21 protein-coding genes are annotated in these 23,289 nt (G+C 62.6%); 16 read left to right on the top strand and 5 right to left on the bottom strand.

Features of this window, described 5'->3' with window-relative positions; all coding sequences use genetic code 11:
* Window positions 1-49: 49 nt before the first annotated feature.
* Entirely contained in the window at window positions 50-907 is an 858-nt protein-coding gene (locus OQ287_RS14135; protein ID WP_250938198.1) for a helix-turn-helix transcriptional regulator, read from the top strand.
* Between the two features lie 20 nt (window positions 908-927).
* Here the strand turns inward: OQ287_RS14135 and OQ287_RS14130 are convergent, their stop codons facing one another.
* Window positions 928-2,433, bottom strand: coding sequence for an aldehyde dehydrogenase (locus OQ287_RS14130; protein WP_265896866.1), 1,506 nt, complete (start codon window positions 2,431-2,433; stop codon window positions 928-930).
* Between the two features lie 45 nt (window positions 2,434-2,478).
* Window positions 2,479-3,717, bottom strand: coding sequence for a M20 family metallo-hydrolase (locus tag OQ287_RS14125; protein WP_250938200.1), 1,239 nt, complete (start codon window positions 3,715-3,717; stop codon window positions 2,479-2,481).
* Between the two features lie 252 nt (window positions 3,718-3,969).
* Here OQ287_RS14125 and OQ287_RS14120 point away from each other — a divergent pair, with 252 nt between their 5' ends.
* From OQ287_RS14120 to ald, 4 genes are all read left to right on the top strand, one after another.
* Complete coding sequence (locus tag OQ287_RS14120) at window positions 3,970-5,391, top strand: aminotransferase (protein ID WP_250938201.1); 1,422 nt, start codon at window positions 3,970-3,972, stop codon at window positions 5,389-5,391.
* A 106-nt stretch (window positions 5,392-5,497) separates the two neighbouring features.
* Window positions 5,498-6,844: a Na+/H+ antiporter NhaC family protein gene (locus OQ287_RS14115; protein WP_250938202.1), complete on the top strand. Its 1,347-nt coding sequence runs from the start codon at window positions 5,498-5,500 to the stop codon at window positions 6,842-6,844.
* Between the two features lie 42 nt (window positions 6,845-6,886).
* Window positions 6,887-8,005 carry an agmatine deiminase gene (gene aguA, locus OQ287_RS14110; RefSeq protein WP_265896905.1) on the top strand — a complete coding sequence of 373 codons (1,119 nt, stop codon included), beginning with the start codon at window positions 6,887-6,889 and terminating at the stop codon, window positions 8,003-8,005.
* 92 nt (window positions 8,006-8,097) lie between these two features.
* Complete coding sequence (ald, locus tag OQ287_RS14105) at window positions 8,098-9,219, top strand: alanine dehydrogenase (RefSeq protein ID WP_265896864.1); 1,122 nt, start codon at window positions 8,098-8,100, stop codon at window positions 9,217-9,219.
* A gap of 193 nt (window positions 9,220-9,412) precedes the next feature.
* On the opposite strand, the gene OQ287_RS14100 is transcribed toward ald, so the two are convergent.
* The 3 genes from OQ287_RS14100 to OQ287_RS14090 all read right to left on the bottom strand — a co-directional run bounded on the left by OQ287_RS14100 (window position 9,413) and on the right by OQ287_RS14090 (window position 13,709).
* Window positions 9,413-11,392 (bottom strand): tripartite tricarboxylate transporter permease, encoded by a 1,980-nt coding sequence (locus tag OQ287_RS14100; RefSeq protein WP_250938204.1) that lies wholly within the window; start codon window positions 11,390-11,392, stop codon window positions 9,413-9,415.
* 40 nt (window positions 11,393-11,432) lie between these two features.
* On the bottom strand, window positions 11,433-12,554 hold the full coding sequence (locus tag OQ287_RS14095) for a Bug family tripartite tricarboxylate transporter substrate binding protein (RefSeq protein ID WP_250938205.1): 1,122 nt from the start codon (window positions 12,552-12,554) through the stop codon (window positions 11,433-11,435).
* Window positions 12,555-12,632: 78 nt separating this feature from the next.
* Complete coding sequence (locus OQ287_RS14090; RefSeq protein ID WP_250938206.1) at window positions 12,633-13,709, bottom strand: 4-oxalomesaconate tautomerase; 1,077 nt, start codon at window positions 13,707-13,709, stop codon at window positions 12,633-12,635.
* A gap of 208 nt (window positions 13,710-13,917) precedes the next feature.
* Here OQ287_RS14090 and OQ287_RS14085 point away from each other — a divergent pair, with 208 nt between their 5' ends.
* From OQ287_RS14085 to OQ287_RS14035, 11 genes are all read left to right on the top strand, one after another.
* Window positions 13,918-14,850 carry a LysR family transcriptional regulator gene (locus tag OQ287_RS14085; protein WP_250938207.1) on the top strand — a complete coding sequence of 311 codons (933 nt, stop codon included), beginning with the start codon at window positions 13,918-13,920 and terminating at the stop codon, window positions 14,848-14,850.
* A gap of 380 nt (window positions 14,851-15,230) precedes the next feature.
* On the top strand, window positions 15,231-16,373 hold the full coding sequence (locus tag OQ287_RS14080; RefSeq protein ID WP_265896863.1) for an amidase: 1,143 nt from the start codon (window positions 15,231-15,233) through the stop codon (window positions 16,371-16,373).
* Window positions 16,366-17,511 carry an acyl-CoA dehydrogenase family protein gene (locus OQ287_RS14075; RefSeq protein ID WP_265896862.1) on the top strand — a complete coding sequence of 382 codons (1,146 nt, stop codon included), beginning with the start codon at window positions 16,366-16,368 and terminating at the stop codon, window positions 17,509-17,511. Before OQ287_RS14080 ends, OQ287_RS14075 begins: the two co-directional genes overlap by 8 nt.
* 55 nt (window positions 17,512-17,566) lie before the next feature.
* Complete coding sequence (locus OQ287_RS14070; RefSeq protein WP_250938210.1) at window positions 17,567-17,914, top strand: IacB protein; 348 nt, start codon at window positions 17,567-17,569, stop codon at window positions 17,912-17,914.
* An 85-nt stretch (window positions 17,915-17,999) separates the two neighbouring features.
* Window positions 18,000-19,274, top strand: coding sequence for an aromatic ring-hydroxylating oxygenase subunit alpha (locus OQ287_RS14065; protein ID WP_250938211.1), 1,275 nt, complete (start codon window positions 18,000-18,002; stop codon window positions 19,272-19,274).
* Window positions 19,271-19,756 (top strand): aromatic-ring-hydroxylating dioxygenase subunit beta, encoded by a 486-nt coding sequence (locus OQ287_RS14060; RefSeq protein WP_265896861.1) that lies wholly within the window; start codon window positions 19,271-19,273, stop codon window positions 19,754-19,756. The genes OQ287_RS14065 and OQ287_RS14060 overlap by 4 nt, the downstream gene beginning before the upstream one ends.
* Window positions 19,756-20,514 (top strand): SDR family NAD(P)-dependent oxidoreductase, encoded by a 759-nt coding sequence (locus tag OQ287_RS14055; protein ID WP_250938213.1) that lies wholly within the window; start codon window positions 19,756-19,758, stop codon window positions 20,512-20,514. The genes OQ287_RS14060 and OQ287_RS14055 overlap by 1 nt, the downstream gene beginning before the upstream one ends.
* Before the next feature lie 5 nt (window positions 20,515-20,519).
* Window positions 20,520-21,491, top strand: a complete 972-nt coding sequence (locus OQ287_RS14050; RefSeq protein ID WP_265896860.1) for a PDR/VanB family oxidoreductase — start codon at window positions 20,520-20,522, stop codon at window positions 21,489-21,491.
* A 20-nt stretch (window positions 21,492-21,511) separates the two neighbouring features.
* On the top strand, window positions 21,512-21,703 hold the full coding sequence (locus OQ287_RS14045; protein ID WP_250938216.1) for a 2-hydroxymuconate tautomerase: 192 nt from the start codon (window positions 21,512-21,514) through the stop codon (window positions 21,701-21,703).
* Window positions 21,704-21,736: 33 nt separating this feature from the next.
* Entirely contained in the window at window positions 21,737-22,663 is a 927-nt protein-coding gene (locus OQ287_RS14040) for a flavin reductase (protein ID WP_265896859.1), read from the top strand.
* 57 nt (window positions 22,664-22,720) lie between these two features.
* Window positions 22,721-23,287: a nuclear transport factor 2 family protein gene (locus OQ287_RS14035; RefSeq protein ID WP_265896858.1), complete on the top strand. Its 567-nt coding sequence runs from the start codon at window positions 22,721-22,723 to the stop codon at window positions 23,285-23,287.
* Window positions 23,288-23,289 lie beyond the last annotated feature (2 nt).

The raw sequence follows: 23,289 nt of genomic DNA, 5'->3' as shown, positions 1-23,289 counted from the left end.
CATGCGGATATGCCGTTATCTCTGGGGTGTTACGGCACAGGAACTTCTCATGACGCCAGTCACTTCTTCCCTGGACGGCTTTCTGACGCACAAGGCCGCTGCCGATTGGCATCAGGCACTGGCGCGCTTGTTTTCGCGCTCAAGCACCGCTGAGTTTCCCGAACACCTGACCCGCTTTCTACGTCAGATCACCGACATTCAGTCCATCCTGATCAGTACCTACAAGGGCCGCGCCCGACCGTTGATGATTCGTGACGATTACGCCAGTGACCTGCGTGAACACGCCATCGGGCGGTATCTCGGCAAGGCGTATCTGCTTGATCCGTTCTTTACCGCGATTCAGCGCGGAGCCGATCAGGGGGTGTATTCGCTGCGGGAGCTGGCGCCGGATCGCTTTCACGAGAGCGAGTATTATCAGTACTACTATCGCGCGCTGGATCTGAGCGACGAGGTCGGCATTCTGGCCCGCGTGGATGCCAACGTCGTGATGATGGTGTCATTGGGGTTTCGCGAAGAGTGCGCGCCGCTGACGCGCCGAAGCCTGCATGCGCTTCGAAGCGTGGCACCGGTACTTCAGGTGATGCTCACCGAATTCTGGCACTGGCAGGCCGGGCTGTTTCAATCCCATACGGATACCCAGGCACCGATCGAGCTGGCGTTTGCCAGTTTCGGCGAGGGGCTTCTGACGCCGCGTGAACAGGAAATCGTGCATCTGCTGCTGGCCGGGCACTCGACCAAGTCGGCTGCTCGAGAGCTTGGCATCAGCGATGGCACGGTCAAGGTGCACCGCAAGAACCTGTACCAGCGTCTGGATATCTCGACCCAGTCGCAGCTGTTCAGGCTGTTTCTTGATCACGTGGCGCTGGTCTCACGGCGTCAGCCAGGCGGGCCGGCCGCCCCCGCCTGACGGAAGTCTGACGCTGGCGATCATGCCTTGACGTTCAGCGCCATCCAGACCGCCTTGAGCTCGGAGTATTCCTCAAGGCTGTGGTAGGACTTGTCTCGCCCGTTACCGGACTGTTTGACGCCACCGAAGGGCATGGTCATGTCGCTGCCCGCCCAGTTATTGACGTAGACCTGGCCGGACCTGAGCCGCCGGGTCACCCGCATGATGCGATCGATATCCTGACTCCAGAGTCCGGCAGCCAGGCCATAGACACTGTCGTTGGCCAGCGCGATGGCCTCGTCTTCACTGTCAAAGCCCATGATCGAAAGCACCGGCCCGAATATTTCCTCGCGTGCGATGGTCATGTCGGCGCTCACGTCATTGAAGATGGTCGGCGGAATGAACAGCCCCGGACCATCAAGGGCCTGGCCTCCGGCGCACAAGTGGGCCCCTTCCTCGACGCCGCGCCGGATATAGGTCATGACCCGGTCATACTGCGCCTGATCCACCATGGCGCCCATCGCCGTGGCAGGGTTGAGGGGGTCGCCCGGCTGCATGTGCTCGGCGGCGGCCACCACGCGCTCCACCAGGGCATCACGAATTCGGTTGTCCACCAGTAGCCGTGATCCCGCGATACAGACTTCGCCCTGATTGTGAAAGATCGCGCTGGCGGCGTGGGCAGCCACCGCGTCCAGGTCTCGGCAGTCGGCAAACACCACGTTCGGGCTCTTGCCGCCGCATTCGAGGTAGACCTTCTTGAGGTTGGACCGGCCGGCGCACTGCATGAGCTGCTTGCCGACCTGCGTCGACCCGGTAAAGGCGAGGCAGTCCACATCCATTGACAGCGCCAGCGCCTGACCCACGGTATGCCCGTACCCCGGCAATACCTGGAAGACGCCGTCTGGCACGCCGGCTTCGGCGACCAGCGCAGCCAGTCGGAGCGCCGACAGCGGCGATTTCTCGGACGGTTTGAGAATCACGCTGTTGCCTGCGGCCAGGGCCGGCGCGATCTTCCAGGCGGTCATCATCATCGGGAAGTTCCACGGCACGATCGCGGCCACGACCCCGAGTGGCTCCCGAAGCACCAGCCCCAGGTGCTCCTCGCCGGTCGGGGCAATCTCGCCATAAAGCTTGTCGATGGTTTCGGCCTGATAGCGGATGCAGCCGATGGCGCCATCCAGATCCCCCAGTGCGCTGGTGATCGGCTTGCCCATGTCCAGGGTGTCCAGCAGGGCCAGCTCGTGACGGTGGTGAGCCATCAGATCAGCGAGGCGCAGCAGGGTGCGCTTGCGCTCGGCGGGAGGGCGGCGAGACCAGTGCCCTGCCTCGAAGGCACGGCGCGCATGGCGCACGGCGGCATCGGCTTCCGGGGCATCGCAGGCGACGACCTCGGCCAGTACTTCACCGGTCGCCGGATTGAGGGTGGTCAGACGTGCCCCGTCCTGGGCGTCGGTATGGCGCTGGCCGATCCAGGCGCGGGTTTCAAGGTGAAGCTGGCTGGCCAGGCGTTGCCAGTCGGCGTGGGTCTCGGGCGTGGTATGAGTCATGACAGTCTCCGTGGACAAGGTGGCGCGTACGTCAGTCAGGCCGCATCAGTCGCGGCATCGGTCCAGCGACAGCAGGGCATCGCACAGCACCTGGGCTCCCTGGGCGCAGTGTTCGGGCGAGGCGTATTCTGCTTCGTTGTGGCTGAGTCCCTTCCAGCACGGCACAAAGATCATGGCCGTAGGGGTTCGGCGAGAAACGTAGACCGCGTCATGGCCTGCGCCGCTGACCATTTTCCGGCAGCGATAATGCCGCGCCCGGGCGGCCTGTTCGATGGCGGCGATGCAGGTCGGGTCGAAATGCGTCACCGGGGACGCCCAGATGCGTTCGACGTGAGTCTGTACGCCGAATGCCTCGCCGCAGGCCTCGAGTTCGGTCCTGAAGCGCTGTTGCAGCGCGTCCAGCGCATCATCATCGGTCTGGCGAAGATCAACGCTCAGGCGCACCTGGCCGGGTACGACGTTACGCGAGCTGTCAGGCACGTCGAGGGTGCCGAAGGTAATGCGGGTCGTGCCGGTCTCATCGGCCACGGCGTAGTGGTGCAGCCGGTCGATCAATCGGGCCGCTGCGGCCAGGGCGTCAGCGCGGGCGGCCATGGGCGTGGTACCCGCGTGTGCGCTCTGACCGGTAAAGACCACATCGAACCAGCGCATGCCCTGCACCCCGGTCACGATACCGATGCTTTCGCCGGCCGCTTCAAGCACCGGGCCCTGCTCGATATGCAGCTCGATGAAATGCGAAAGGTGCGGCTCGCCGACCGGGGTGTCGCCCGTGAAGCCGATGGCCTCGAGGGCCTGACCGAAGGTAATGCCATCGCGGTCGGTGCGGGTCAGCGTGTACTCCGTGTCGAAGGCGCCCGCCCAGGTACCGGAGGCCACCATGGCCGGTGCGAATCGACTGCCTTCCTCGTTGGTCCAGACCACCAGCATCAGCGGGTGCGTGGTGGTGATGTCGTGTTCGCTGAGGGTGCGAAAGACTTCGAGCCCGGCCAGCACGCCCAGGACGCCGTCAAAACGCCCGCCGTTGGGCTGGGTATCCAGGTGGCTGCCGGTGGCGATCGGGGGGAGGTCCGGCTGGCGTCCTTCGCGGCGAATGAACAGATTGCCGACGCCATCGACCTGTGTGGTCAGGCCCAGTGCCTCGCACCAGTCCAGCAGCAGAAGGCGGCCGTCGCTGTCTTCCGGTGTCAGGGCCAGCCGACAGCTGCCGCCGTTCGGCCCGGGGCCGATGGCAGCCATGGCCATGAGGCTGTTCCACAGGCGTTCGCCGTTGATCGAGGTAGTCATGTCCACGCGTCCTGTTGTTGGTGTTGTGGGATCGTTGATGGCCTGGCGCCGCTGACGCCGGGCGACGGATCGCTCCGGGGCCGGCAGGTGCCCGGTGACCACTGTCCCACGACCATAGGCGCGCAGTGAGGGTGAGGGGTATACCCCAATGGGGATATTTCAGCGGTACCTGTCGGCTCGCTAGCCTGTCGGTGACCCTTTCCCGCGACGGATCCGATGACACGGGCCGTCAATACGACATGAGGCCATGCCATGAACACGACGCCCCCCCGCGAGACGACGGACCTTGATACCCCCGAGCGCGCTCAGGCGCTCTGGCAGAAGGACAAGGATCACTTCATTCATCCCTTTACCGATTTCAGCCGGTTCGGCACCCATGGCTGCGACATCATCACCGAAAGCGAAGGCATTCATGTACAGGACGCTCAGGGCAACCGGTTCATCGATGGCATTGCCGGACTCTGGTGTGTGAACGTCGGCCATGGCCGACGCGAGATCGGTGAGGCCATGGCCGAGCAGGCCACGCGGATGGCCTACTTCTCGACGTTCAACAACCTTTCGAACGTTCCGGCAACGCTGCTGGCGGACAAGCTGGCGGATCTGGCGCCTGCCCACCTCAATCACGTGTTCTACAGCTGTGGTGGCTCGGCCGCCAATGACGCTACCGTGCGTCTGGTGCATTACTACTTCAACCGACTGGGCAAGCCGTCCAAGAAACGGATCATTTCCCGCAACAACGCCTATCACGGCACGACCTACATGGCAGCCAGCCTGACCGGGATTGCCAGCAACAACTGGGATTTTGATACCCTCGATCACCTCGTCACGTACCTCAGCGAGGCCAACTGCTACCGTCGCCCCGAGGGCATGAGCGAGTCGGCGTACTGCGATCATCTGGTTCAGGAGTTTGAAGACACCATCGCGCGCCTCGGGGCTGATAATATCGCCGCGTTCATCGCCGAGCCGATCATGGGCGCCGGTGGGGTGCTGGTAGCGCCCGAGGGCTATCTGCGGCGCATGCAGGCCGTCTGTCGTAAACATGACATTCTGCTCATCGCCGATGAGGTAGTGACCGCCTTCGGCCGTCTGGGGCATTTCTTTGCATCGGAAGCCGTGTTCGGCGTGCAGCCCGATATCATCAACTGCGCCAAGGGATTGTCGTCGGGCTATGCACCGCTCGGGGCGACGCTGATTTCCGATGACATGTACGAGGTGCTGTCCAGGCCCCAGGGCCCGGGCGGCGTACTGAGCACCGGCTTTACCTATTCCGGCCATCCGGTGAGCTGCGCGGCAGCGCTCAAGAACATCGAGATCATGGAGCGCGAACGCATCTGCGACAACGTGCTTGAGGTCGGGCCGTATCTGGAAGAGCGGCTGGCCACGCTTTCAAGGCACGCAACCGTCGGTGATGTGCGCGGCAGCCACTTCATGATGTGTCTTGAAAACGTGGCCGACAAGACGACGCGGGCACTGCTGCCGGTCGAGGCGCGCGTAGGAGACCGTGTGGCGGATGAGGCGCAGGCGAGGGGGCTGATCATTCGCCCGGTCGGCCATCTCAATATCATCTCGCCGCCTCTGATCTGGACACGCGAGGTCGTCGATCAGGTGGTGGATATTCTGGATCAGGCCCTGTCGGCTACGACTGACGGGCTCCGGGCGGACGGGTATCTATGACCTGTCGCCTGTACCGATGACCGACAAGTAGCACAGCAGCAAGGGCGGTCCGCCGCCCTACAGCCCCGACGATCCAACAATGACAACACAGTAAGAGGGCGAAACGATGGATACCTTTGGACCTGCCAGTCTTATTCCCACACTGGTCGTGCTGGTCATGGCCATTTTTACCCGACGAACCATTGAATCCCTGATGACAGGAGCTCTGGTCGGCATGTTGATGCTCGACCCGTTCAGCATCGTCACCCAGGCATCGGATACGGTGCTGACGGTACTGGGCAACGACACCGTAACCTGGATCATTCTCGTGTGCGGCCTGTTCGGCAGTCTGATCGCCCTGCTGGTGCGCACCGGCGGCGTACTGACCTTTGGTGATCTTGTCACCCGACGTATTCACGGCCGTCGCCAGGGGCTGCTGGCCACCTGGTTTCTGGGGCTGATCATCTTTGTCGATGATTACCTCAATGCGCTGGCCATCAGTGCGTCGATGAAAAAGATCACTGACCGGTTCAACGTGTCTCGAGAAATGCTGGCCTATATCGTTGATTCGACCGCCGCGCCCGTGTGCATTCTGGTGCCGTTTTCGACCTGGGCGGTATTTTTCTCGGGCCTTCTGGAAGACAACCAGATCACTACCAACGGCATGTCGCTCTATATCGAGGCGATCCCCTACATGTTCTATGCCTGGGTGGCGGCCATCGTGGTGCCTTTGGTGGCGATGGGATGGATTCCGGCCATCGGGCCGATGAAAAAGGCCGAAGCGCGTGCGGCCGCCGGCCAGCCCATCCCCGATGGCGCCGAGGAAAGCGCACTCGAAATCGCCGATGATGACGAGCGCCGGCCCCACCTGATCAATTTTCTGCTGCCGATCGCCAGCCTGATCTTTTTTACCTGGTATTTCGATATCGATATTCTGCGCGGCGTCATTGCGGCCCTCGCGGTCATGCTGGTGCTGATTCTTTCTCAGCGCCTGATGGGGTTCAACGATACCTTTGACACCATGCTCGACGGGTTCAAGTCGATGATCCTGCCGCTCGGCACCCTGGTCGCCGGCTTCGTCCTGAAAGAGGTCAACGATGACCTCGGCCTGACCCAGTTCGTCGTGACAACGCTCGAGCCGCTGATGACCGCCCAGATGCTGCCTGCCATCGGGTTCGTGACCATGGCCTTTCTGGCCTTCGCCACCGGTTCCTTCTGGGGGCTGTTTGCCGTCGCGCTACCCATCATTCTGCCCCTGGCCATCAGCGTGGATGCCAGCATGCCACTGGTTGTCGGCGCGCTCATTTCAGCCAGTGCCTTTGGCAGCCACGCCTGTTTTTACGGCGACTCGACCGTGCTGTCTGCCCAGGGCAGTGGCTGCACCCCCATGGCCCACGCGCTGACGCAGTTGCCCTACGCCCTGCTCGCCGCAGGCGTGGCGACGGTGGCGTTCGTGATTGCCGGTTACCTTTGAGGACATGCCATGTCGACCCTTATGCCCCATGACGCCAATAACATGAATCACACCCACGATAATCACGCTGATCGTGTCCCGGGGGCGCTGGGATTTCGGATGCCCGGCGAATTCGAGCCCCACGAGGCCTGCTGGATGCTGTGGCCCGAGCGCCCCGATAACTGGCGGCTGGGCGCCAAGCCTGCACAGGAGGCGTTCGTGGCGGTGGCCACGGCCATTGCCGAGAGTGAAACCGTGTATATGGGGGTCAGCGACAGTCAGTATGAAAATGCCCGCCATCAGTTGCCGGCGCATATCCGCGTCGTGGAACTGTCCAGCAATGATGCCTGGATGCGTGACGTCGGCCCGACCTTTCTGACGCATCCATCGGGCCGGTCCGCCCTCATCGACTGGACCTTCAACGCCTGGGGCGGCCTGAGTGACGGGCTTTACTTTCCCTGGGACAAGGATTGCCGCATCCGGCTCAAGATCGCCGAGATGCTGGGTGTGGAGCGCTTTGCCACCGACCTGGTGCTTGAAGGCGGTGCCATTCACGTTGACGGCGAGGGCACGTTGATCACCACCGAGGAGTGCCTGCTCCATCCCAGCCGCAACCCGGGCATCAGCCGGGCCGAGATCGAACGAACGCTGGCCGAACTGCTGGGTATTTCACGCGTGATCTGGCTGCCGAGGGGCTGCTATCAGGATGAAACCAACGGCCATGTCGACAACCTGTGCTGTTTCATCGCGCCGGGTGAGGTGGTGCTGAACTGGACCGAGGACGCGAGTGATCCACAGTACGCCATTTCACACGAGGCGCTTCGCGTGCTCGACGCCGCGGAGGATGCAAGGGGGCGGCGGCTCACCGTCCATAAGCTCATCGCCCCCGGCCCGCTTTACATCGATGAGGCCGAGGCCAATGGGGTGGACCGCCTGCGGCATTCGCGCCCGCGTCTGGCCGGGGATCGCATGGCGGGCTCCTACGTGAATTTCTACATGGCCAATGACGCGATCATCATGCCGTTGCTGGACCCGGCCCGGGACGATCAGGCGCGGGATGCACTCGCCGCGCTGTTTCCGACGCGTCGGATCGTGGGCGTGCCGGCCCGTGAAATCCTGCTGGGCGGCGGCAATATTCACTGCATCACACAGCAGCAGCCCCGGGCCGGTGTCCGGTGGTGATGACTCTGGCGGTCACGAATTGACCCGGAACATCGCATGTCATCCCTGGTTGTTTCTACGCTTTAAACACGGCCAACAAGGAGAAGTGGACCATGAAGATTGCCATTCCAGCGGAGATCAAGAATCACGAGTACCGGGTGTCGATGACGCCGGCCGGCGTGCGTGAGCTGACCGAGCGGGGCCATACCGTGGCTGTCGAACGCGGTGCCGGTGTCGGCAGCGGCTACCCTGATGATGCCTACGAACAGGCCGGGGCGCGCATCGAGTCGGACGTCGATGCGCTGTGGGCCGGGGCGGAGCTGATCATCAAGGTCAAGGAGCCGCAGCCGGTCGAGGTGGCGCGGCTTGAGGCACATCAGACACTCTTTGCCTACCTGCATCTGGCCGCCGATGAAGCGCTGACGCGCTCGCTGTTGAAGACGGGTGCCACCTGCATCGCTTATGAAACCATCACCGATGACCACGGCGGTCTGCCCCTGCTGGCCCCCATGAGCGGCGTGGCCGGCCGCATGGCGGTTCAGGCCGGCGCGCATTGCCTGGAAAAGGCCCAGGGCGGTGCCGGTATCCTGATGTCGGGCGTGCCCGGCGTCGCCCCGGCTCGGGTCACGGTGATCGGTGGCGGGGTCGTGGGTGAAAACGCGGCGCGCATGGCTCTGGGGCTCGGGGCCGATGTCACGGTGCTGGACCGTTCGCTGGCACGCCTTGAAGTGCTGGATCAGCGCTATCAGGGCCGGTTGCGTACGGTCTACTCCACTCGGGATGCCATCGAGGCGGCCGCGCGTGACTCCGATCTGATCGTTGGCGCCGTTCTGGTGCCGGGCGCCAGTGCCCCTCGGCTGATCACCCGGGAGATGCTGTCGATGATGAAGCCGGGCAGCGTGCTGGTGGATGTCGCGATCGATCAGGGGGGATGTTTCGAGACCAGTCGGGCTACCACGCATGCCGATCCTGCCTACATCGTGGACGATATCGTGCACTACTGTGTGGCCAACATGCCCGGAGCCGTGGCGCGTACCTCCACTCAGGCCTTGAGCAATGCCACGCTTCCCTGGATCGTGCGTCTGGCCGAGCACGGCTGGCAGGAAGCGCTCGCCGAGGATGAACATTTCCGTCGCGGCCTGAACCTGACCGGTGGCGCGCTGGCGCACCCGGCCGTGGCCGAAGCCTTCGGAGAGTCCTGCGCATCGGTAGAAGCCCTCTTCGAGCGCGGTTGAGCCCAGGGCTGACACGGCATATCCGTGTTTTTCTGATCGCTGCCCACGCCTGGCGTGGGCAGTTTTGCATGTCTGTCTTTCAAGGAAGAGTGAGGTAGGCGGCGGTCTGTGGTGACTCGGGTTTTCAGCCACGTAAAAGGCCAGCGGCACCTGTTTTCAGATGCCGCTGGCCTCGGTCGATCGATTCAGCCCCTTAGTACATCAGGGAATCAATCCATCCTGACGGGTACTCCAGGTTCAGCAACGACTGCATGGTCAGCAGGAAGGTGCCGATGCCCAGCGCAACCAGCAGGGAGGTGCCCCAGTTCGCCCTGGCAACGATGCGGATGAACAGCAGTGCCATCAGGCAGGCGCAGGCTACAAAGCCGAACAACGATGCCAGGGCGACGAAGGCAAGCAGACCTGCAAGCCACGCCATGGACTGGCCGATCGGTTGATGTTCCCAGCGCACGTTGCCTCTCAGGGCCTGTACGCCGGCGAGAAGCGCCCCGATGGCCATGATCCCGATGGCCAGCATCGGGAAGATACCGCCGATGGTGGACATGCCACTGACGTCGTACCAGGCACCGGCCGCGAGCGCAAGCAGGCCAACGATCAGCGTCAGGTCGATCCGGCCGAACGTGGGCTCGGCGTCATTGAGCGGTGCGCTTTCTGCATCGAGGGCTGCTGACGATTCGGCATCGAGGGCTGCTGGCGATGTCTTGTGTTTCTTCTGATAGACACGCTTGATCAGCGGGATGGCAAACGCCAGCACGATCAGTGACAGAATGACAATGACGCCGGGCCGCATGAAGGCGGACATGCCATGGAACTGAACGCTCTGATAGAAGTAGGTCTCGGCGCCAGGGGCCAGCACGAAGCCGATCAGAAACGCCGGACGTGACCACCCTGCCTGCTTGAAGAGCAGACCGATGGCGCCGATGGCGATCAGGGTATACCAGTCGCCGAGCGACCGCGTGGCCTGGAAGGCGGCAAACAGGATCAGTGTGGTAATGATGGGCGCGAGAAACACGAAGGGCACACGTGTGACCTGTGCTACCGGGCGGGCAAGCATCAGACACAGCCCGGCCCCCAGAATATTGGCCAGCGCGAGTGACCAGATAATCGTATAGGTGAGATCAAGGTTGGTGGTGACCATGGTCACACCAGGCTCAAGGCCCAGCAACAGCAGTCCACCCAGGAAGATGGCCGCAGTCCCCGACCCGGGTACACCGAACAGCAGTGTCGGCACCATGGCGCCGCAGGCACAGGCGTTGTTGGCAGACTCAGGCGCGATGACACCCCGGATGTCGCCCTTGCCGAAGTTCTTCTCACCCTTCGCCGTTTTGGCGGCAATGGCGTAGGTAATCCAGTCCACGACCGAGCCGGCAAGCCCTGGAATGGTACCGATGATGCTTCCGATACAGGCACACTTTGCCACCAGGCCGCGGTTATCCCTGACATCGCGCAGGCCCTGTCGCCAGCCGTGACCGAGCGAGGTGGTTTCCTGGGCGATGCTGCCCCGACGAATCAACAGGTCCACGACTTCCGGAAGGGCAAAGATGGCCAGACCGACCACGATCAGGGGCACACCATCGAAAAGGTACTCCACCCCGAGGTTCAGACGGAACTCACCGGTGGCCGGTGCGGTACCGATGGCGCCGACCAAAAGGCCAAGGCCGCAGGCGGCCAGGCCCTTGTACAGGTTATCGCTGGACAGTACGGCCACCATTGCCAGCCCGAGCAGGGTAAGCACGAAAAGCTCCGCCGAGGAGAATGTGAGCACCAGGGGCCTGGCGATAAGAATAAAGCCCGTCAGTACGATGGCACCGATGACGCCACCGCACAGCGATGACAGAAAGGCACTGGAGAGAGCCCGGGCAGCCTCACCCTTCTTGGCGAGGGGAAACCCGTCCATCACGGTCGCCTGCGACGCGCTGGAGCCGGGAATGCCCATGAGTACCGACGTGAAGGTATCGCCTGTCGGAATGACGGCGACCATACCCATCAGCATGCCCAGGGCCAGCCCCGGTTCCATGCCATACAGAAAGGGGAGCAGCAGGGCCATACCGGCAATGCCACCCAGCCCTGGAATGATTCCTACAAGCAGGCCGATCGATACCCCAAGTCCCATGTACATGAGATGCGAGACGCTCAACACCTCACTCAGGCTCGTGACTAAGGCACTTATCATTGTCTGTTACCTCTTTTCTTGTTGAGGGGCGTCCGGTCCATTACTTCGTCAGGACCCGGACGCCGTACCGGTCCTTGAGCCAGTCGATGACCCATTGCCGGTTTGCATCGCTGAGTTCCATTGCGGCAGCCAGTTGCTTCGCGGCGACTTCACCCACGACCGGCTTGTATGGCCCGATCTGCTTGCGTGCGGCGGCAAGAAAATCGTCGTTGCTCATCAGCGTGCGGGCCCCCTGGCGATAGCGCGCAATCAGGTCGGGATTGACGCCTTTCGGGATCAGCAGCAGTTTCTGCAGCGCGTACCCGCTGGCGAAGAACTTGTGAAAGACCTGATAGGCCACATCGTCACGGCTGGTGCCTTCGCGGGCGAGGTAGAGTTCGCTGAACGTGGGAAGGTCCGGGAAGGCCGGGTCGCGCACGATATGGCCATCCTCATCCATGACACCCAGCGAGAAGAGCGGAACAGCCTTGCCGTCGTTGACCAACGGGGTAACGTTACTGAAGTAGGCCGATGTGGTCTGGAAATCGACGCCTGCCTCGCCTCGTTCGAATGCCAGGCGACCCTCACCACGGCTGCGCATCCCGAAGACCGGCTCGACGGCAAGTCCCAGCATGTCAAAGGCCAGCATGACGGGCATTTCAAGCCCTGTCGGGGTTTGCATCGCAAACTTGGTGGGGTTGTTTCGAAGGGCTTCCAGGATCTCGTCGGTCGTTTTGCCGAACTTCGGCTGCGTATAGACGACGCCGCCGGTCGGGGCTGCGACGATCGGCGTCCAGCTGTCGTAGTCGAACCGAACACGAGGGTCCTTCAGCATGGCCGGGTATTGCGTCGAGGCCGAGGTCACCAGCATCTGCTCGCCATTGTCCTTGGCTCGGGAGTAGAACAGGCTGGCGCCGGTCAGCGATCCGCCACCGGGCACGTTATTGATGACGATGGCGGGCGTGCCCGGCAGCGACTGAGCCATCCAGTGCGACATGAAGCGTGCCCAGACGTCCGTTCCGCCACCAACGCCGAACGGTACGGTCCAGGTCAGCGTGTCCGGGATGGCCGGTTCGTCACTGGCCGTGGTGTCGGCACTGGCGGCGAACGGGCATAGCGCGAGCACGAAGGCCAGCGCACATCGGCGATAAAACCGCAGTGAAGGTGTGACTGTGAAGTGCATGTTTTCCCCTTCTTCTGGTTTTTATTGAAAGGATGAAAATCGTGTAAGCAGGCTGGCGTGCGAGATTTTCAGGTGAATTTACCCAGCGACTGTCGTTTCAGTCTCGTCCGGAACAAAAACGGTGCCGCTGAAGAGGCGGCGTGCGGTCCGCACCAGCGAACAGCTCGGCCACTGTTCTCCCTCGGTCCAATGGCTGATCACCGACAGGGCGCCACTTGGGTGTTCGAAGTCCATGAGTCCGTTGTCCTTCGGTGCTGCCGAAAGGCCCTTGGTAATGCCGGTGGCATCGGCGCAGGCAATCGCAAGGCCTACAGCACCGGTAATCGCGAGCGCCCGATGGCATCGGCTTGGCATGAAATAACGAACCTGGAGCGTACCTTCACGCGGTGCACTGATCAGCACGGGTTTGGGAATCACCTTGTTCGAGACGTCACCCAGGCCCATGGCATGGCCCGCCTTCAGTCGGAGGGACTCGAGCGTCTTCAGCAGTTCACGGTCAGCATCGAGTTCTTCCGGTGTTTCATCCCCGCGCTTGCCGAGGTCAGCGGCGCGAATCAGTACCATGGGCATCGCGGCATCAACACACGTCACTTCGATACCATCAATGATGTCCCGCGCCTGTCCTGTCGGGTACAGCGCGCCGGTCTTGGCACCGACCACATTGCGAAACGACAGCAACACCGGTGCAGCCGAGCCCGGTACGCCATCGATCCGGGTGTCGCCTGCGTAGGTGACCTGACCGTTCGGGGTTTGAATGTCGGCATCGATGATGCTTTGAGTATTCACATTGCGAATGGTGACGCGGGTTGTGTCACCCGAGGCCGTTACCAGCCCCTGCTCGATCGCAAAGGGACCTACCGCACTGAGCATATTGCCGCAATTGGGGGATGTATCGACGCGGCGCTGCTCGACCATCACCTGAACGAACAGATAATCCACATCGATGCCTGGCTCGGAGGAGGGCGAGACGATCGCGACCTTGCTGGTCTGCGGATAACCGCCCCCGATACCATCTACCTCGAGCTCGTTGCCTGACCCCATGAGCGCCAGCAACATCTCGTCGCGGAGGTGCTCATCCTCGGGCAGATCGCTGCCGAGAAACAGAGGGCCTTTTGATGTGCCGCCGCGCATCAGCACGCAGGGAATGCTTTTCATCCGTTGCTCCTTTCATCGTGGCCACTTGACCTGGCCCTGGTGGAAGGCAAACTGACATGCATGGAATGTCTTATCTAATGCAACTATATAGTTAATTGATGCGTTTCATGCATATATGCGGCGATATAACGTAACTAATTGAAAGTAATAGATAAATTAAATAATGCGTGAGGGGGTAATTAATGCACCGTTCAGCCGGGTTCGACCAATGAACTATGAGCTACAGCAGATCAAGGCCTTCCTGAAGGTAGTAGAGCTGGAAAGCTTTCAGGGCGCGGCAGAGGCGCTGAATCTTTCCCAGCCGGCGCTGAGCCGACGCATCAAGAAACTCGAGTCGATACTGGGCACCGCCTTGCTGTCACGCACGACACGCAGCGTGTCCCTGACCACGGTAGGGCGTGACTTCTTTCCTCAGGCAAAACGGCTGGTTGATGAGTTCGATCATGCCCTGTTCAACATACGTGCGCTGGCCGAAAACCGGATCGGCCAGATTACGCTGGCCTGCATCCCCACGGCCGCATTCTATTTCCTGCCGGCCGTCATTCGCGAATACAACGCCCGTTATCCCAACATCCGCATCCGCCTGCTTGACCTCAGTGCCAACGATGGGCTCGAGGCCGTGCTCAGCGGTGAAGCGGAGTTCGGTATCAACATGCTGAGCGGACACCACCCGGACATTCTCTTTACGCCCCTGGTGGTGGAGCCCTTCGTGCTTGTCTGTCGCCGCGACCATCCGCTGGCGAACAAGGATCAGGTCACCTGGACCGAGCTGATTCAGCACAAGCTGATCGGGGTCGGCAAGATGAGTGGTAATCGTATGCTGCTGGACCATGAGCTGTCGGAGCTGGCCAATCGGCCGACCTGGTTTTACGAAGTCCAGCACCTGTCGACGTCGCTAGGCATGGTTGAGGTCGGTCTGGGCGTTGCTGCGGTGCCCAGGCTTTCGATGCCCGACGATGAGCACCCGGTACTGGTTCAGCGTCCGCTGGTTGAACCGCTGGTCAAGCGGACCCTGGGCATGGTGCGCCGTCGAGATAGCGCCCTGTCACCCGCGGCGGAGCGCTTTGTCGAAACCCTGCTACGGCACTGGGACAAGGGCAGCGACGATGACACGACCGCCCAGGTCTCCACGATGGACTGAGACGTCTGCTCCGGTTGCCTGCCTGTTTCTCCCTGCCCGGGTCGGGCGGGCCGCCCGGCGCGCCGGTGAATCACGGTGGGTGTCATCCTGCTCCTGATTGAACGCAGCAAGCACGGGAGGCCGTGAAGGAGGCATGCCATCGGGATAGCCAGGTTGCGACTAAAGATGGTTTTACTTTACTTGAAAATTCATGTGATATGGGTTGTATTGGATGCATGGACAGCGTTAGCACCCACGACAGTTCGTTCGTCATCGTCGTTGAGTATCGCATCGCTGTTGTTGGCTCCCGGGTGCGTGGTCCGTGTTGTTCGAGTGCCTATGGAAGCCCGTTTTTTTATCCAAATACTTGAAATTTCATGTGATAGGTAAAGTAAACGCTTATGGCCGCACTCGTACACTCTCTGGATCTCGGCACCGGCCCCCTGCGGGTTGTGGTCAAGGACAGCATCGATATCGCCGGCTACCCCACTCGCGCCGGGTGCCAGGCGCTGGCCGATGCCCCGGCGGCGACGCAGCATGCGGCGATCGTTGAGCGCACTCTGGCCGCGGGGTATCGCATCGTCGGCAAGGCCAACCTCCATGAACTGGCGTTCGGCATGAGTGGGCTCAATGCCTGGACCGGAACGCCCGACAATCCGAATTTTCCGGCCCTGATTCCGGGGGGCTCATCCAGTGGCTCGGCCGCGGCAGTGGCCGCGGGGCTGGCGGACATCGGCATCGGTACCGATACCGGCGGCTCGATTCGTGTCCCCGCAGCGTGCTGCGGCGTTTACGGACTCAAGCCGACCTTTGGCCGTCTCAGCCGTCGGGGTGCCATGCCCGCGTACAGCAGCCTCGACTGTGTAGGGCCGCTGAGCGCCGACCTCGAGACGCTGATTGCCTTCATGGCAGCGGTCGACCCCACGTTCCGTGTCACGGCTGACGACACGCCGCCCAGCCTGGGCGCGCTGGAGGTCCACGCCGACCCGGCGATCAGCGGGGCGGTCGCCGCCTGTCTGGAAGGCGCCGGGCTGGACAGTTCGACGCGCGCTCTGCCGCAGATGGATGAGGCCTACGCAGCGGGCATGGCACTGATCAATCGCGAGACCTATATCGCCTGCCGGGCCTGGCTCAACAGCGGGCGCCTGGGAGCTGATGTCGAGCGCCGCCTGCGTGCAGCGGCCCAGACCAGCGACGCCGAGATACGTGAGGCCGAGGCAGTACGTCGTGTCTTCGTCGCCAGCGTCGATCGGCTGCTCGAGGAGCACGCGGTGCTGGCGCTGCCGACACTGCCGCACTTTCCGATGACTCGCGCCGCTGCTGAAGAAGGGCAGCAGGACCTGACGGTTTCCTCCCTGGTGCGACCTTTCAACCTGTCGGGGCATCCCGCCCTGAGCCTGCCGCTGGCGACGGATCATGGCCGCCCTGTGAGCCTGCAGCTTGTCGGCCGACGCGGCGACGACGCCGGTGTCTGCCAGGCCGCGCGCTACCTGCTCGCGCGCTCGGCAGCAACCCCCTCAATCAAAGGAGATGCGTATGTATAGCCTGGTCGATAAAGCCCAATGGGGCGGCGAGGTGCGTTTCGATGCGCTGCTCGACGATATCCGTGGTCGACGCGAGGAGTTTGAAGCGCAACGCCATATCTCGGCGGACATCATCGATGCGTTCAAGGACATCGGGGTCTACCGGGCCCTGGTGCCCAAATGCTACGGCGGTGACGAAAAATCCCCGGCCGAGTTTCTGAAGATGGTTGAGGCGATCTCGGCGGCCGACGGTTCTGCCGGCTGGGTGGCGAGTTTCGGCATGAATCCCTTCTACCTGGCCGCACTGCCCAGGGACACCATCACCCGGATCTGGAAGGACTCCCCGGACGTTGTGTTCGCCGGTGGCATCTTTCCGCCACATCCCGCCGAGAAGGTCGATAACGGCTACCGCATCAAGGGACGCTGGAAATTTGCCAGTGGCTGCATGGGCGCGACCCTGTGCGGTGTCGGCATCCAGCCCGACGAGCCTGGCGCTGCGCCACGCATGGCCGTGCTGCCGCCCGATCAGGTGCGAGTCGATCCCACCTGGGACATGGTCGGCATGGCCGCCACCGGCAGCCACGATCTGGTTGTGGACGATGCCTACGTCTCCGAGGAATGGACCTTCGTACGCGGTGCCAGCGCGACCATCGACGCGCCCTTTGTTCGTTACCCGTCACTGGCCTTTGCCGCTCAGGTGCTGGCCGTGACCACGCTGGGCCTGGCACGTGAAGCGCTCGATGTGATGCGGGCCATGGCCGGGGGCCGCAAATCGGTCACCGGTGCGCCGAACCTGGGGGAGCGCGAATACGCTCAGATCGGCCTTGCAAAGGCCGAGGCCCAGGTGCGCGCCGCCCGCGCCTTCTTCTACGAGAGCACCGAGGCGGCCTGGAGCGCTGTCGAGGCCGGCGGTGAGCCTAGCCGCGATCAGATCAACCTGTTGCGCCTGTCCACGACCCATCTGACGCGGGAATGTGCCGAGGCAATCCGCTGTGTGTATCAGCTCAGTGGCATGAGTGGTGCCGAAAACGGGCATCCGCTGTCGCGCATTCTGCGTGATTCGATGCTCTGCACCCAGCATGCCTTCATGGGCGAGATCACCTTCAAGAACGCCGGCGCCATCTTCTTCGACCACGACCCGCTACCGGGCTACCTGTGAGTCGGGCCATCCACTCACTCACCGGATCATTCATTCGCTAACGGAGAATCACGACATGAAACATCGCGTACTGTTTTGCTGTGGCATCAACCAGAATTTCATGGACGCCACCGCCGAGGAGGCCAAGGAGGTCTGGGAAGCCACCCGGGCCATGCTGCAGGGCATCGATGGCCTGCCCGGCCTCACCATTCTGGGCATCATGGACGATGACCGCATTCAGGTCGGCCCCTCTCTTGCCGCGCCCTGGACCTTCTACATCATGGCCGACGTCGAGACCTACGAAGCCATCGTCGACGCCTGCAACTTCTTCCGTTCCACGCCCGTGGGCGACGGTACCTACAAGCTCTGGAAATACTGCCGTGTCGAGGCGCGCATCGGTCGCGAGCTCGTCGTCCCCGAGTAACGGATTTTGTTTCCGACGTTTCCTGAAAAACGTTTCTCGACAGACGTGTCGGCAAAGACCTGAAAACTGCTAGCGCGAGGCCATTATGACTATCGACAACAGGATTGAACTCGTTCCTGAACCGGATGAACTGGTGTTCAAGGACCATATCCGCACCCCCATGTATGACGATGCGGCGCTGTTCGACGCCGAGATGGACCGCATCTTCAAAAAGACCTGGGTATGGGTCGCTCATGAGAGCGAAATTCCCGACAAGGGGTCGTTCAAGCTGTCCCAGGTGGGACGTGACCCGGTGATCGTGGTGCGTGACAGGAAAGGCAGGATCCACGTCATGATCAACCGTTGCCGCCACCGGGCAGCCACGGTGTGCGAGGTGAAACAGGGCAAGACCGCCTCGTTCCAGTGTCCCTACCACGGCTGGGGCTACGGTCTGGACGGCTCGCTGCGCGCGCTGCCCTATCCCGAGCAGTACGGCGATGACTTCGACAAGGCACAGCATGGTCTGCTCAAGCTGCGCACCGAATCCTACGCCGGAATGGTCTTTGCCACCTTCAACGAAGAGGTCGAGCCGCTGGTCGAGTTCCTCGGACCGGTAACGAAGTGGATCGATCTGTTCATGAAGCAGGGCGCCGGGTACCCGGTCAAGGCGATCGGCGAGCATCAGTTCAGTGTGCCGATGAACTGGAAGATCCAGCTCGAAAACACCACTGACGCCTATCACTTCCCGGTGGTGCACAAGTCATTCCTTCAGTCGCTGGACGATGAGACCGAGGAGGTCTTCTCGTTCCTCGAGCAGGGCAAGGGCTACGTCGAGGATCTCGGCAACGGTCACTCGGTCATGGTGATGATCCCCGAACTGGTGGATCTGGAAGACAACCTCGATGCACCGATCCCCGAACGCTTCCAGACACTGGCTCAGGAACTGCGTGACGAGGGGCATGATGATCAGCAGGTGCGACGCATTGTACGCGCCGTGGGGGGCGCCGGCTTCAACCTCAACCTGTTCCCCAACGTGTCGCTATCGCTGGCCTTTTTCCGCGTGCTGACGCCGGTGAACGTCGGTTGCACCGACGTTCGGCATATCGCCATCGGCATGGACGGTGGCCCTGATGCCGCCAACCGTGCGCGGCTGCGGCTGCACGAGCACTTCCAGGGCCCGATGGGCTTCGGCTCGCCTGATGATGCCGAGGTATGGGAGCGCATTCAGCGTGGTGTTCAGGGGGGCGCCGAGCTGCCCATTCTGATCAACCGTGGCCTTGAGGACGAGCAGCCCGGCGAGGCGGGACCGCGCGGACATATCAGTGCCGAGACCGGCATGCGTGCGGCGTACGACATGTGGAAAAGGATGATGCAGTCATGACCGATACCCGAAACGATTCCCTGCTGTGGAGCGCCCAGGCCTTTATCTGGGCCGAAGCGGACATGCTTGATCGCCGCGACTACGAGGCGTGGCTCGCCCTGTGGCGCGACGATGGCTTCTACACCCTGCCGATCGGCGACACCCAGGACTTCGATAACGCACTCAATCTGTGCCACGACGACGCCCACATGCGGCGCGAGCGCATCAAGCGCTTCCAGCAGGGATTCTCGATTTCCTCGGCGCCGCCGGCGCGGACCATACGCACGCTGTCGCGCTTCGTGATCGAGGCAACCGAGGGCGATGACGTCAGGATTCGCTGTGCGGAGCATCTGATCGAGGACAAGTTCGGTCGCCAGCGCATCTGGGCCGCGGACCTGACCTACACCCTCACTGTCACCCCGGACGGCTTCAAGATCCGTCACAAGGTGGCGCGCCTGCTCAACTCCGACGGGATGCTGAACTCGTTCAGCTATTTATTCTGATGACACTACCTGCTCCCGACAAGATTCATACCGCAGTGGTCACCGGCGGAGCGCGTGGCTTCGGCGCCGAGGCGGTGCGCGCCCTGCACCGTGCCGGCTTCCGGGTGGTGATCTCCGACATCGACCCCGAGCCGGCCGCGGCGCTGGCCAGCGAGCTGGACCTCTCCGGCGAGACCGCGATGACCGCGACCCTCGATGTAAACCGGCCCGAGGACTTCCAGGCCGTGCTCGACAAGTGCATCGAACGCTGGGGCTCGGTGGAGGTGCTGGTCAACAACGCCGCGCGTACGGCGGTGCAGGGGGTGCTGGAGATCGACCCCGCGGATTTCAACGCCGTGCTCGCGACCAACGCCGGCGGTACCTTCGCCGGCAGTCAGATCTTCGGGCGCCACTTCAAGGCTCAGGGCTACGGGCGCATCGTCAATCTGGCCTCGCTGGCGGGGCAGAACGGCGGCACCGCGACCGGCGCCCACTACGCCGCATCCAAGGGCGCCATCCTGACCCTGACCAAGATCTTCGCCCGTGACCTGGCACCCTTCGGCGTCACATGCAACGCCATCGCTCCCGGCCCGATGGACACCCCCATGGTGCGTTCGGTGCTGGGCAACAACCTTGAGCAGGCCCTTGCCAATATCCCGGTGGGCCAGCTCGGGGATCCCCACTTCGTTGCCGAACTGGTGGTACTGCTGGCAGGCCCCAACGCGGCCTTCGTCAACGGCGCCTGCTGGGACGTCAACGGTGGAATCTACATGAGGTGATGCCAATGGAGACCCCCAAAACGCGCCTGACGCTGACCATCGACGAGCGCATCGACGAGCCGGGCAACATCGCCAGGCTGCGGCTTCGCGCACCCGATGGCGCACCGCTGCCGCCATTCACTGCCGGTGCTCACCTGGACATACACATCCATGACGCCGAGGTCGATCTGTGGCGACAGTACTCGCTGTGCTCGGATCCGGCCGAGACGGGGTTCTACGAGATCGGCGTGCTGCGTGATCCCAACAGTCGTGGTGGTTCGGAAACCCTGCACCGGATCGTACGCACCGGCGGCACGCTTGAGGTCGAGGGACCGAGGAATCACTTTCCCCTGAATGAAGCGGCCCCTCAGAGCCTGTTGTTCGGAGGCGGCATCGGCGTGACACCGATGATAGCGATGGCCCGGCGGCTTCGTACGCTGGGACAGGACTTCACGCTGCACTACTGCACACGGTCGCAGGACGCCACCGCCTTCCGCGATGCGGTAGCGGATGCCGGACTCGCGGATGCCGTGGTCTACCACCACGACGATGACCCGGCGACCCGGCTTGATCTGGACGCCGTGCTGGCCGAGGCATGCGCCGGGGCCAACATCTATGTCTGTGGTCCGCAGGGGTTCATGGACTGGGTGATCGGCCGTGCGGGCGCCTGCGGCATCGATGATGACCGCATTCACAAGGAGTTCTTTTCCGCCGACGTCGATGTCTCGGGCGAGGCCTTCGAGGTGGTGGCCGAACGCTCCGGGCTCACGGTCAGCGTGGGCGCTGAAGATACCATCGCCAGGGCGCTGGCGCGTGCCGGAATCGCGGTCGAGGTGAAATGCGAGGAGGGCGTGTGCGGCACCTGCGTGACCGATGTCCTCGACGGCGAGATCGATCATCGCGATCACTTCCTCACCGACGAGGAGCGCGAGGATGGTGACCAGATGTGTGTCTGCTGTTCGCGGGCCAAAGGCAATCGGCTCGTGCTCGATATCTGAACCCACAAAGGAATACAACAATGCCAACCGTTCACGTTTACATGATTGAGGGGCGAACCCCGGCCCAGAAGGAATCCATGATTCGTCAGGTGACCGATGCCGTTGCGAACTCCCTCGATGCGCCACCGGCCAACGTCCGCGTGATCATCAGCGATATTCCCAAGGGCGACTATGGCATCGGTGGCGAGACCGCCGAGCGCCTGGGCCGCTGAACCGCGTCTGACTACCTCAACGGAGGGTCGATCATGAGCTTCGATACGAGAGATTTCCGCAGCGCGCTGGGCAAGTTTGCCACCGGCGTGACAGTGATTACCGCGCGCGATGGCGACGACGACCATGGCGTTACCGCCAGCAGCTTCAACTCGGTGTCAATGGATCCCCCGCTGATCCTCTGGAGCATCGACAAGGGTGCCTACAGTCTGGATGCCTACCGCCACGCCGAGCACTTTGTGGTCAATGTGCTGGGCAACGAGCAGGTCGACATCTCCAACCGCTTCGCCCGGCGGGGCGAGGACAAGTTTGCCGGCATTGCCATCGACAAGGGGCTGGGGGATGTTGCCCGAGTCACCGGGGCTGCTGCCCATTTCGAATGCCGCACCTGGGCCGTCTACGAGGGCGGTGATCATCTGATCATCGTTGGCGAAGTGTTGCGTTATGCCTACCGCAATGAGGGCAGCGCCCTGGTCTTCCACAACGGCCGCTACGCCGTTCCCGAGCCGCACCCGCTGATGCTCGATGTCGGTGAGACGCCGGCGATGGATGGCCGTCTGGGCCGGCACCTGCTTTACCTGATGCGTCAGGCACTGGCCGCCTATCGTGGCGATTTCTACCCGCGGCTCGCAAGCCTTGGTGTCAATGACAACGAGTGGCGGGTGCTGACCCTGCTCGCCGACAGCGGGCCGCTGGCCGCCGACGTGCTGGCGCGACGCGTGACGCAACCGCTCGTGGAGCTAGAGGATACCCTTGCCGCGTTGAGTGAGCGCGGTCTGCTGAGCATGGATGCCGCCCGGGGCGTGTGTCTTACCGATGCCGGGCAGTCGCTGGCGCTGCGTCTTCTGACCATGGCCGACGACTATGAACGTCGTCTGTTTGAAAGTCTGGCGGAAAACGAAGCCGACGCGCTCAAGTCGGGGCTTGGACGCGTGATCGAGCGTCTCGGCGCCCCTTCGTGACCCCTCCGTACGAGAGGTCACTGTGCAAGCAAGCCAATCAAGTCAAGGAGACCGACCATGTCGGACGTAACGAATGATGAAGTGAAGGCGCTGGTAGCACGTATCGAGATACTGGAGGCCGAGGCCGACATCCGCCGTTTGCAGGCGCGCTACATGTTCCTCTGTGATACCCCGATCCCCGAGTATGGGGTGACCAGTGATGCCGAGCGCATCGATCGGATCATGGCGCTTTATACCGAGGATGCCGTCTGGGAAGGCGTCGGTGAATACTACGACGGCCAGTTCGGGCGTGCCGAGGGGGCGGCAGCGATTCGGCGGCACTTCGAAGGCTTCTGGAAAAAGGACGCGGACCCCAGGCTGCTGCTCAACGTCCACTACCTGACCTCGGAGCAGATCCATGTCCGCGGCGACCTCGCCGAGGGGCAATGGGTTCACTGCCAGCCCTGGATCTTCTCCGACGGCAAGGCGCTGCTGCGCTCATCACGACTCAACAATGCGTTCCGCAGGGAGCCCGACGGGCAGTGGAAGATTACACGTACACGCACCGAGAACGTGTTCGTGGCGCCGCTCAAGGAAGGCTGGGCGACGGACTTTCCCAGCGAGTCGGTACTGCTCAAGCGCTGAGG

Source organism: Larsenimonas rhizosphaerae, assembly GCF_026240105.1.
GTDB classification, from domain to species: Bacteria; Pseudomonadota; Gammaproteobacteria; order Pseudomonadales; family Halomonadaceae; genus Larsenimonas; species Larsenimonas rhizosphaerae.
This window is presented reverse-complemented; position numbering and strand designations above follow the sequence as displayed.

Bases quoted from the DNA above. Each gene is read 5' to 3' on its own strand.
- OQ287_RS14135 (WP_250938198.1), top strand. From the start codon at position 50: ATGACGCCAGTCACTTCTTCCCTGGACGGCTTTCTGACGCACAAGGCC.
- OQ287_RS14130 (WP_265896866.1), bottom strand. From the start codon at position 2,433: ATGACTCATACCACGCCCGAGACCCACGCCGACTGGCAACGCCTGGCC.
- OQ287_RS14125 (WP_250938200.1), bottom strand. From the start codon at position 3,717: ATGACTACCTCGATCAACGGCGAACGCCTGTGGAACAGCCTCATGGCC.
- OQ287_RS14120 (WP_250938201.1), top strand. From the start codon at position 3,970: ATGAACACGACGCCCCCCCGCGAGACGACGGACCTTGATACCCCCGAG.
- OQ287_RS14115 (WP_250938202.1), top strand. From the start codon at position 5,498: ATGGATACCTTTGGACCTGCCAGTCTTATTCCCACACTGGTCGTGCTG.
- aguA (WP_265896905.1), top strand. From the start codon at position 6,887: ATGAATCACACCCACGATAATCACGCTGATCGTGTCCCGGGGGCGCTG.
- ald (WP_265896864.1), top strand. From the start codon at position 8,098: ATGAAGATTGCCATTCCAGCGGAGATCAAGAATCACGAGTACCGGGTG.
- OQ287_RS14100 (WP_250938204.1), bottom strand. From the start codon at position 11,392: ATGATAAGTGCCTTAGTCACGAGCCTGAGTGAGGTGTTGAGCGTCTCG.
- OQ287_RS14095 (WP_250938205.1), bottom strand. From the start codon at position 12,554: ATGCACTTCACAGTCACACCTTCACTGCGGTTTTATCGCCGATGTGCG.
- OQ287_RS14090 (WP_250938206.1), bottom strand. From the start codon at position 13,709: ATGAAAAGCATTCCCTGCGTGCTGATGCGCGGCGGCACATCAAAAGGC.
- OQ287_RS14085 (WP_250938207.1), top strand. From the start codon at position 13,918: ATGAACTATGAGCTACAGCAGATCAAGGCCTTCCTGAAGGTAGTAGAG.
- OQ287_RS14080 (WP_265896863.1), top strand. From the start codon at position 15,231: ATGGCCGCACTCGTACACTCTCTGGATCTCGGCACCGGCCCCCTGCGG.
- OQ287_RS14075 (WP_265896862.1), top strand. From the start codon at position 16,366: ATGTATAGCCTGGTCGATAAAGCCCAATGGGGCGGCGAGGTGCGTTTC.
- OQ287_RS14070 (WP_250938210.1), top strand. From the start codon at position 17,567: ATGAAACATCGCGTACTGTTTTGCTGTGGCATCAACCAGAATTTCATG.
- OQ287_RS14065 (WP_250938211.1), top strand. From the start codon at position 18,000: ATGACTATCGACAACAGGATTGAACTCGTTCCTGAACCGGATGAACTG.
- OQ287_RS14060 (WP_265896861.1), top strand. From the start codon at position 19,271: ATGACCGATACCCGAAACGATTCCCTGCTGTGGAGCGCCCAGGCCTTT.
- OQ287_RS14055 (WP_250938213.1), top strand. From the start codon at position 19,756: ATGACACTACCTGCTCCCGACAAGATTCATACCGCAGTGGTCACCGGC.
- OQ287_RS14050 (WP_265896860.1), top strand. From the start codon at position 20,520: ATGGAGACCCCCAAAACGCGCCTGACGCTGACCATCGACGAGCGCATC.
- OQ287_RS14045 (WP_250938216.1), top strand. From the start codon at position 21,512: ATGCCAACCGTTCACGTTTACATGATTGAGGGGCGAACCCCGGCCCAG.
- OQ287_RS14040 (WP_265896859.1), top strand. From the start codon at position 21,737: ATGAGCTTCGATACGAGAGATTTCCGCAGCGCGCTGGGCAAGTTTGCC.
- OQ287_RS14035 (WP_265896858.1), top strand. From the start codon at position 22,721: ATGTCGGACGTAACGAATGATGAAGTGAAGGCGCTGGTAGCACGTATC.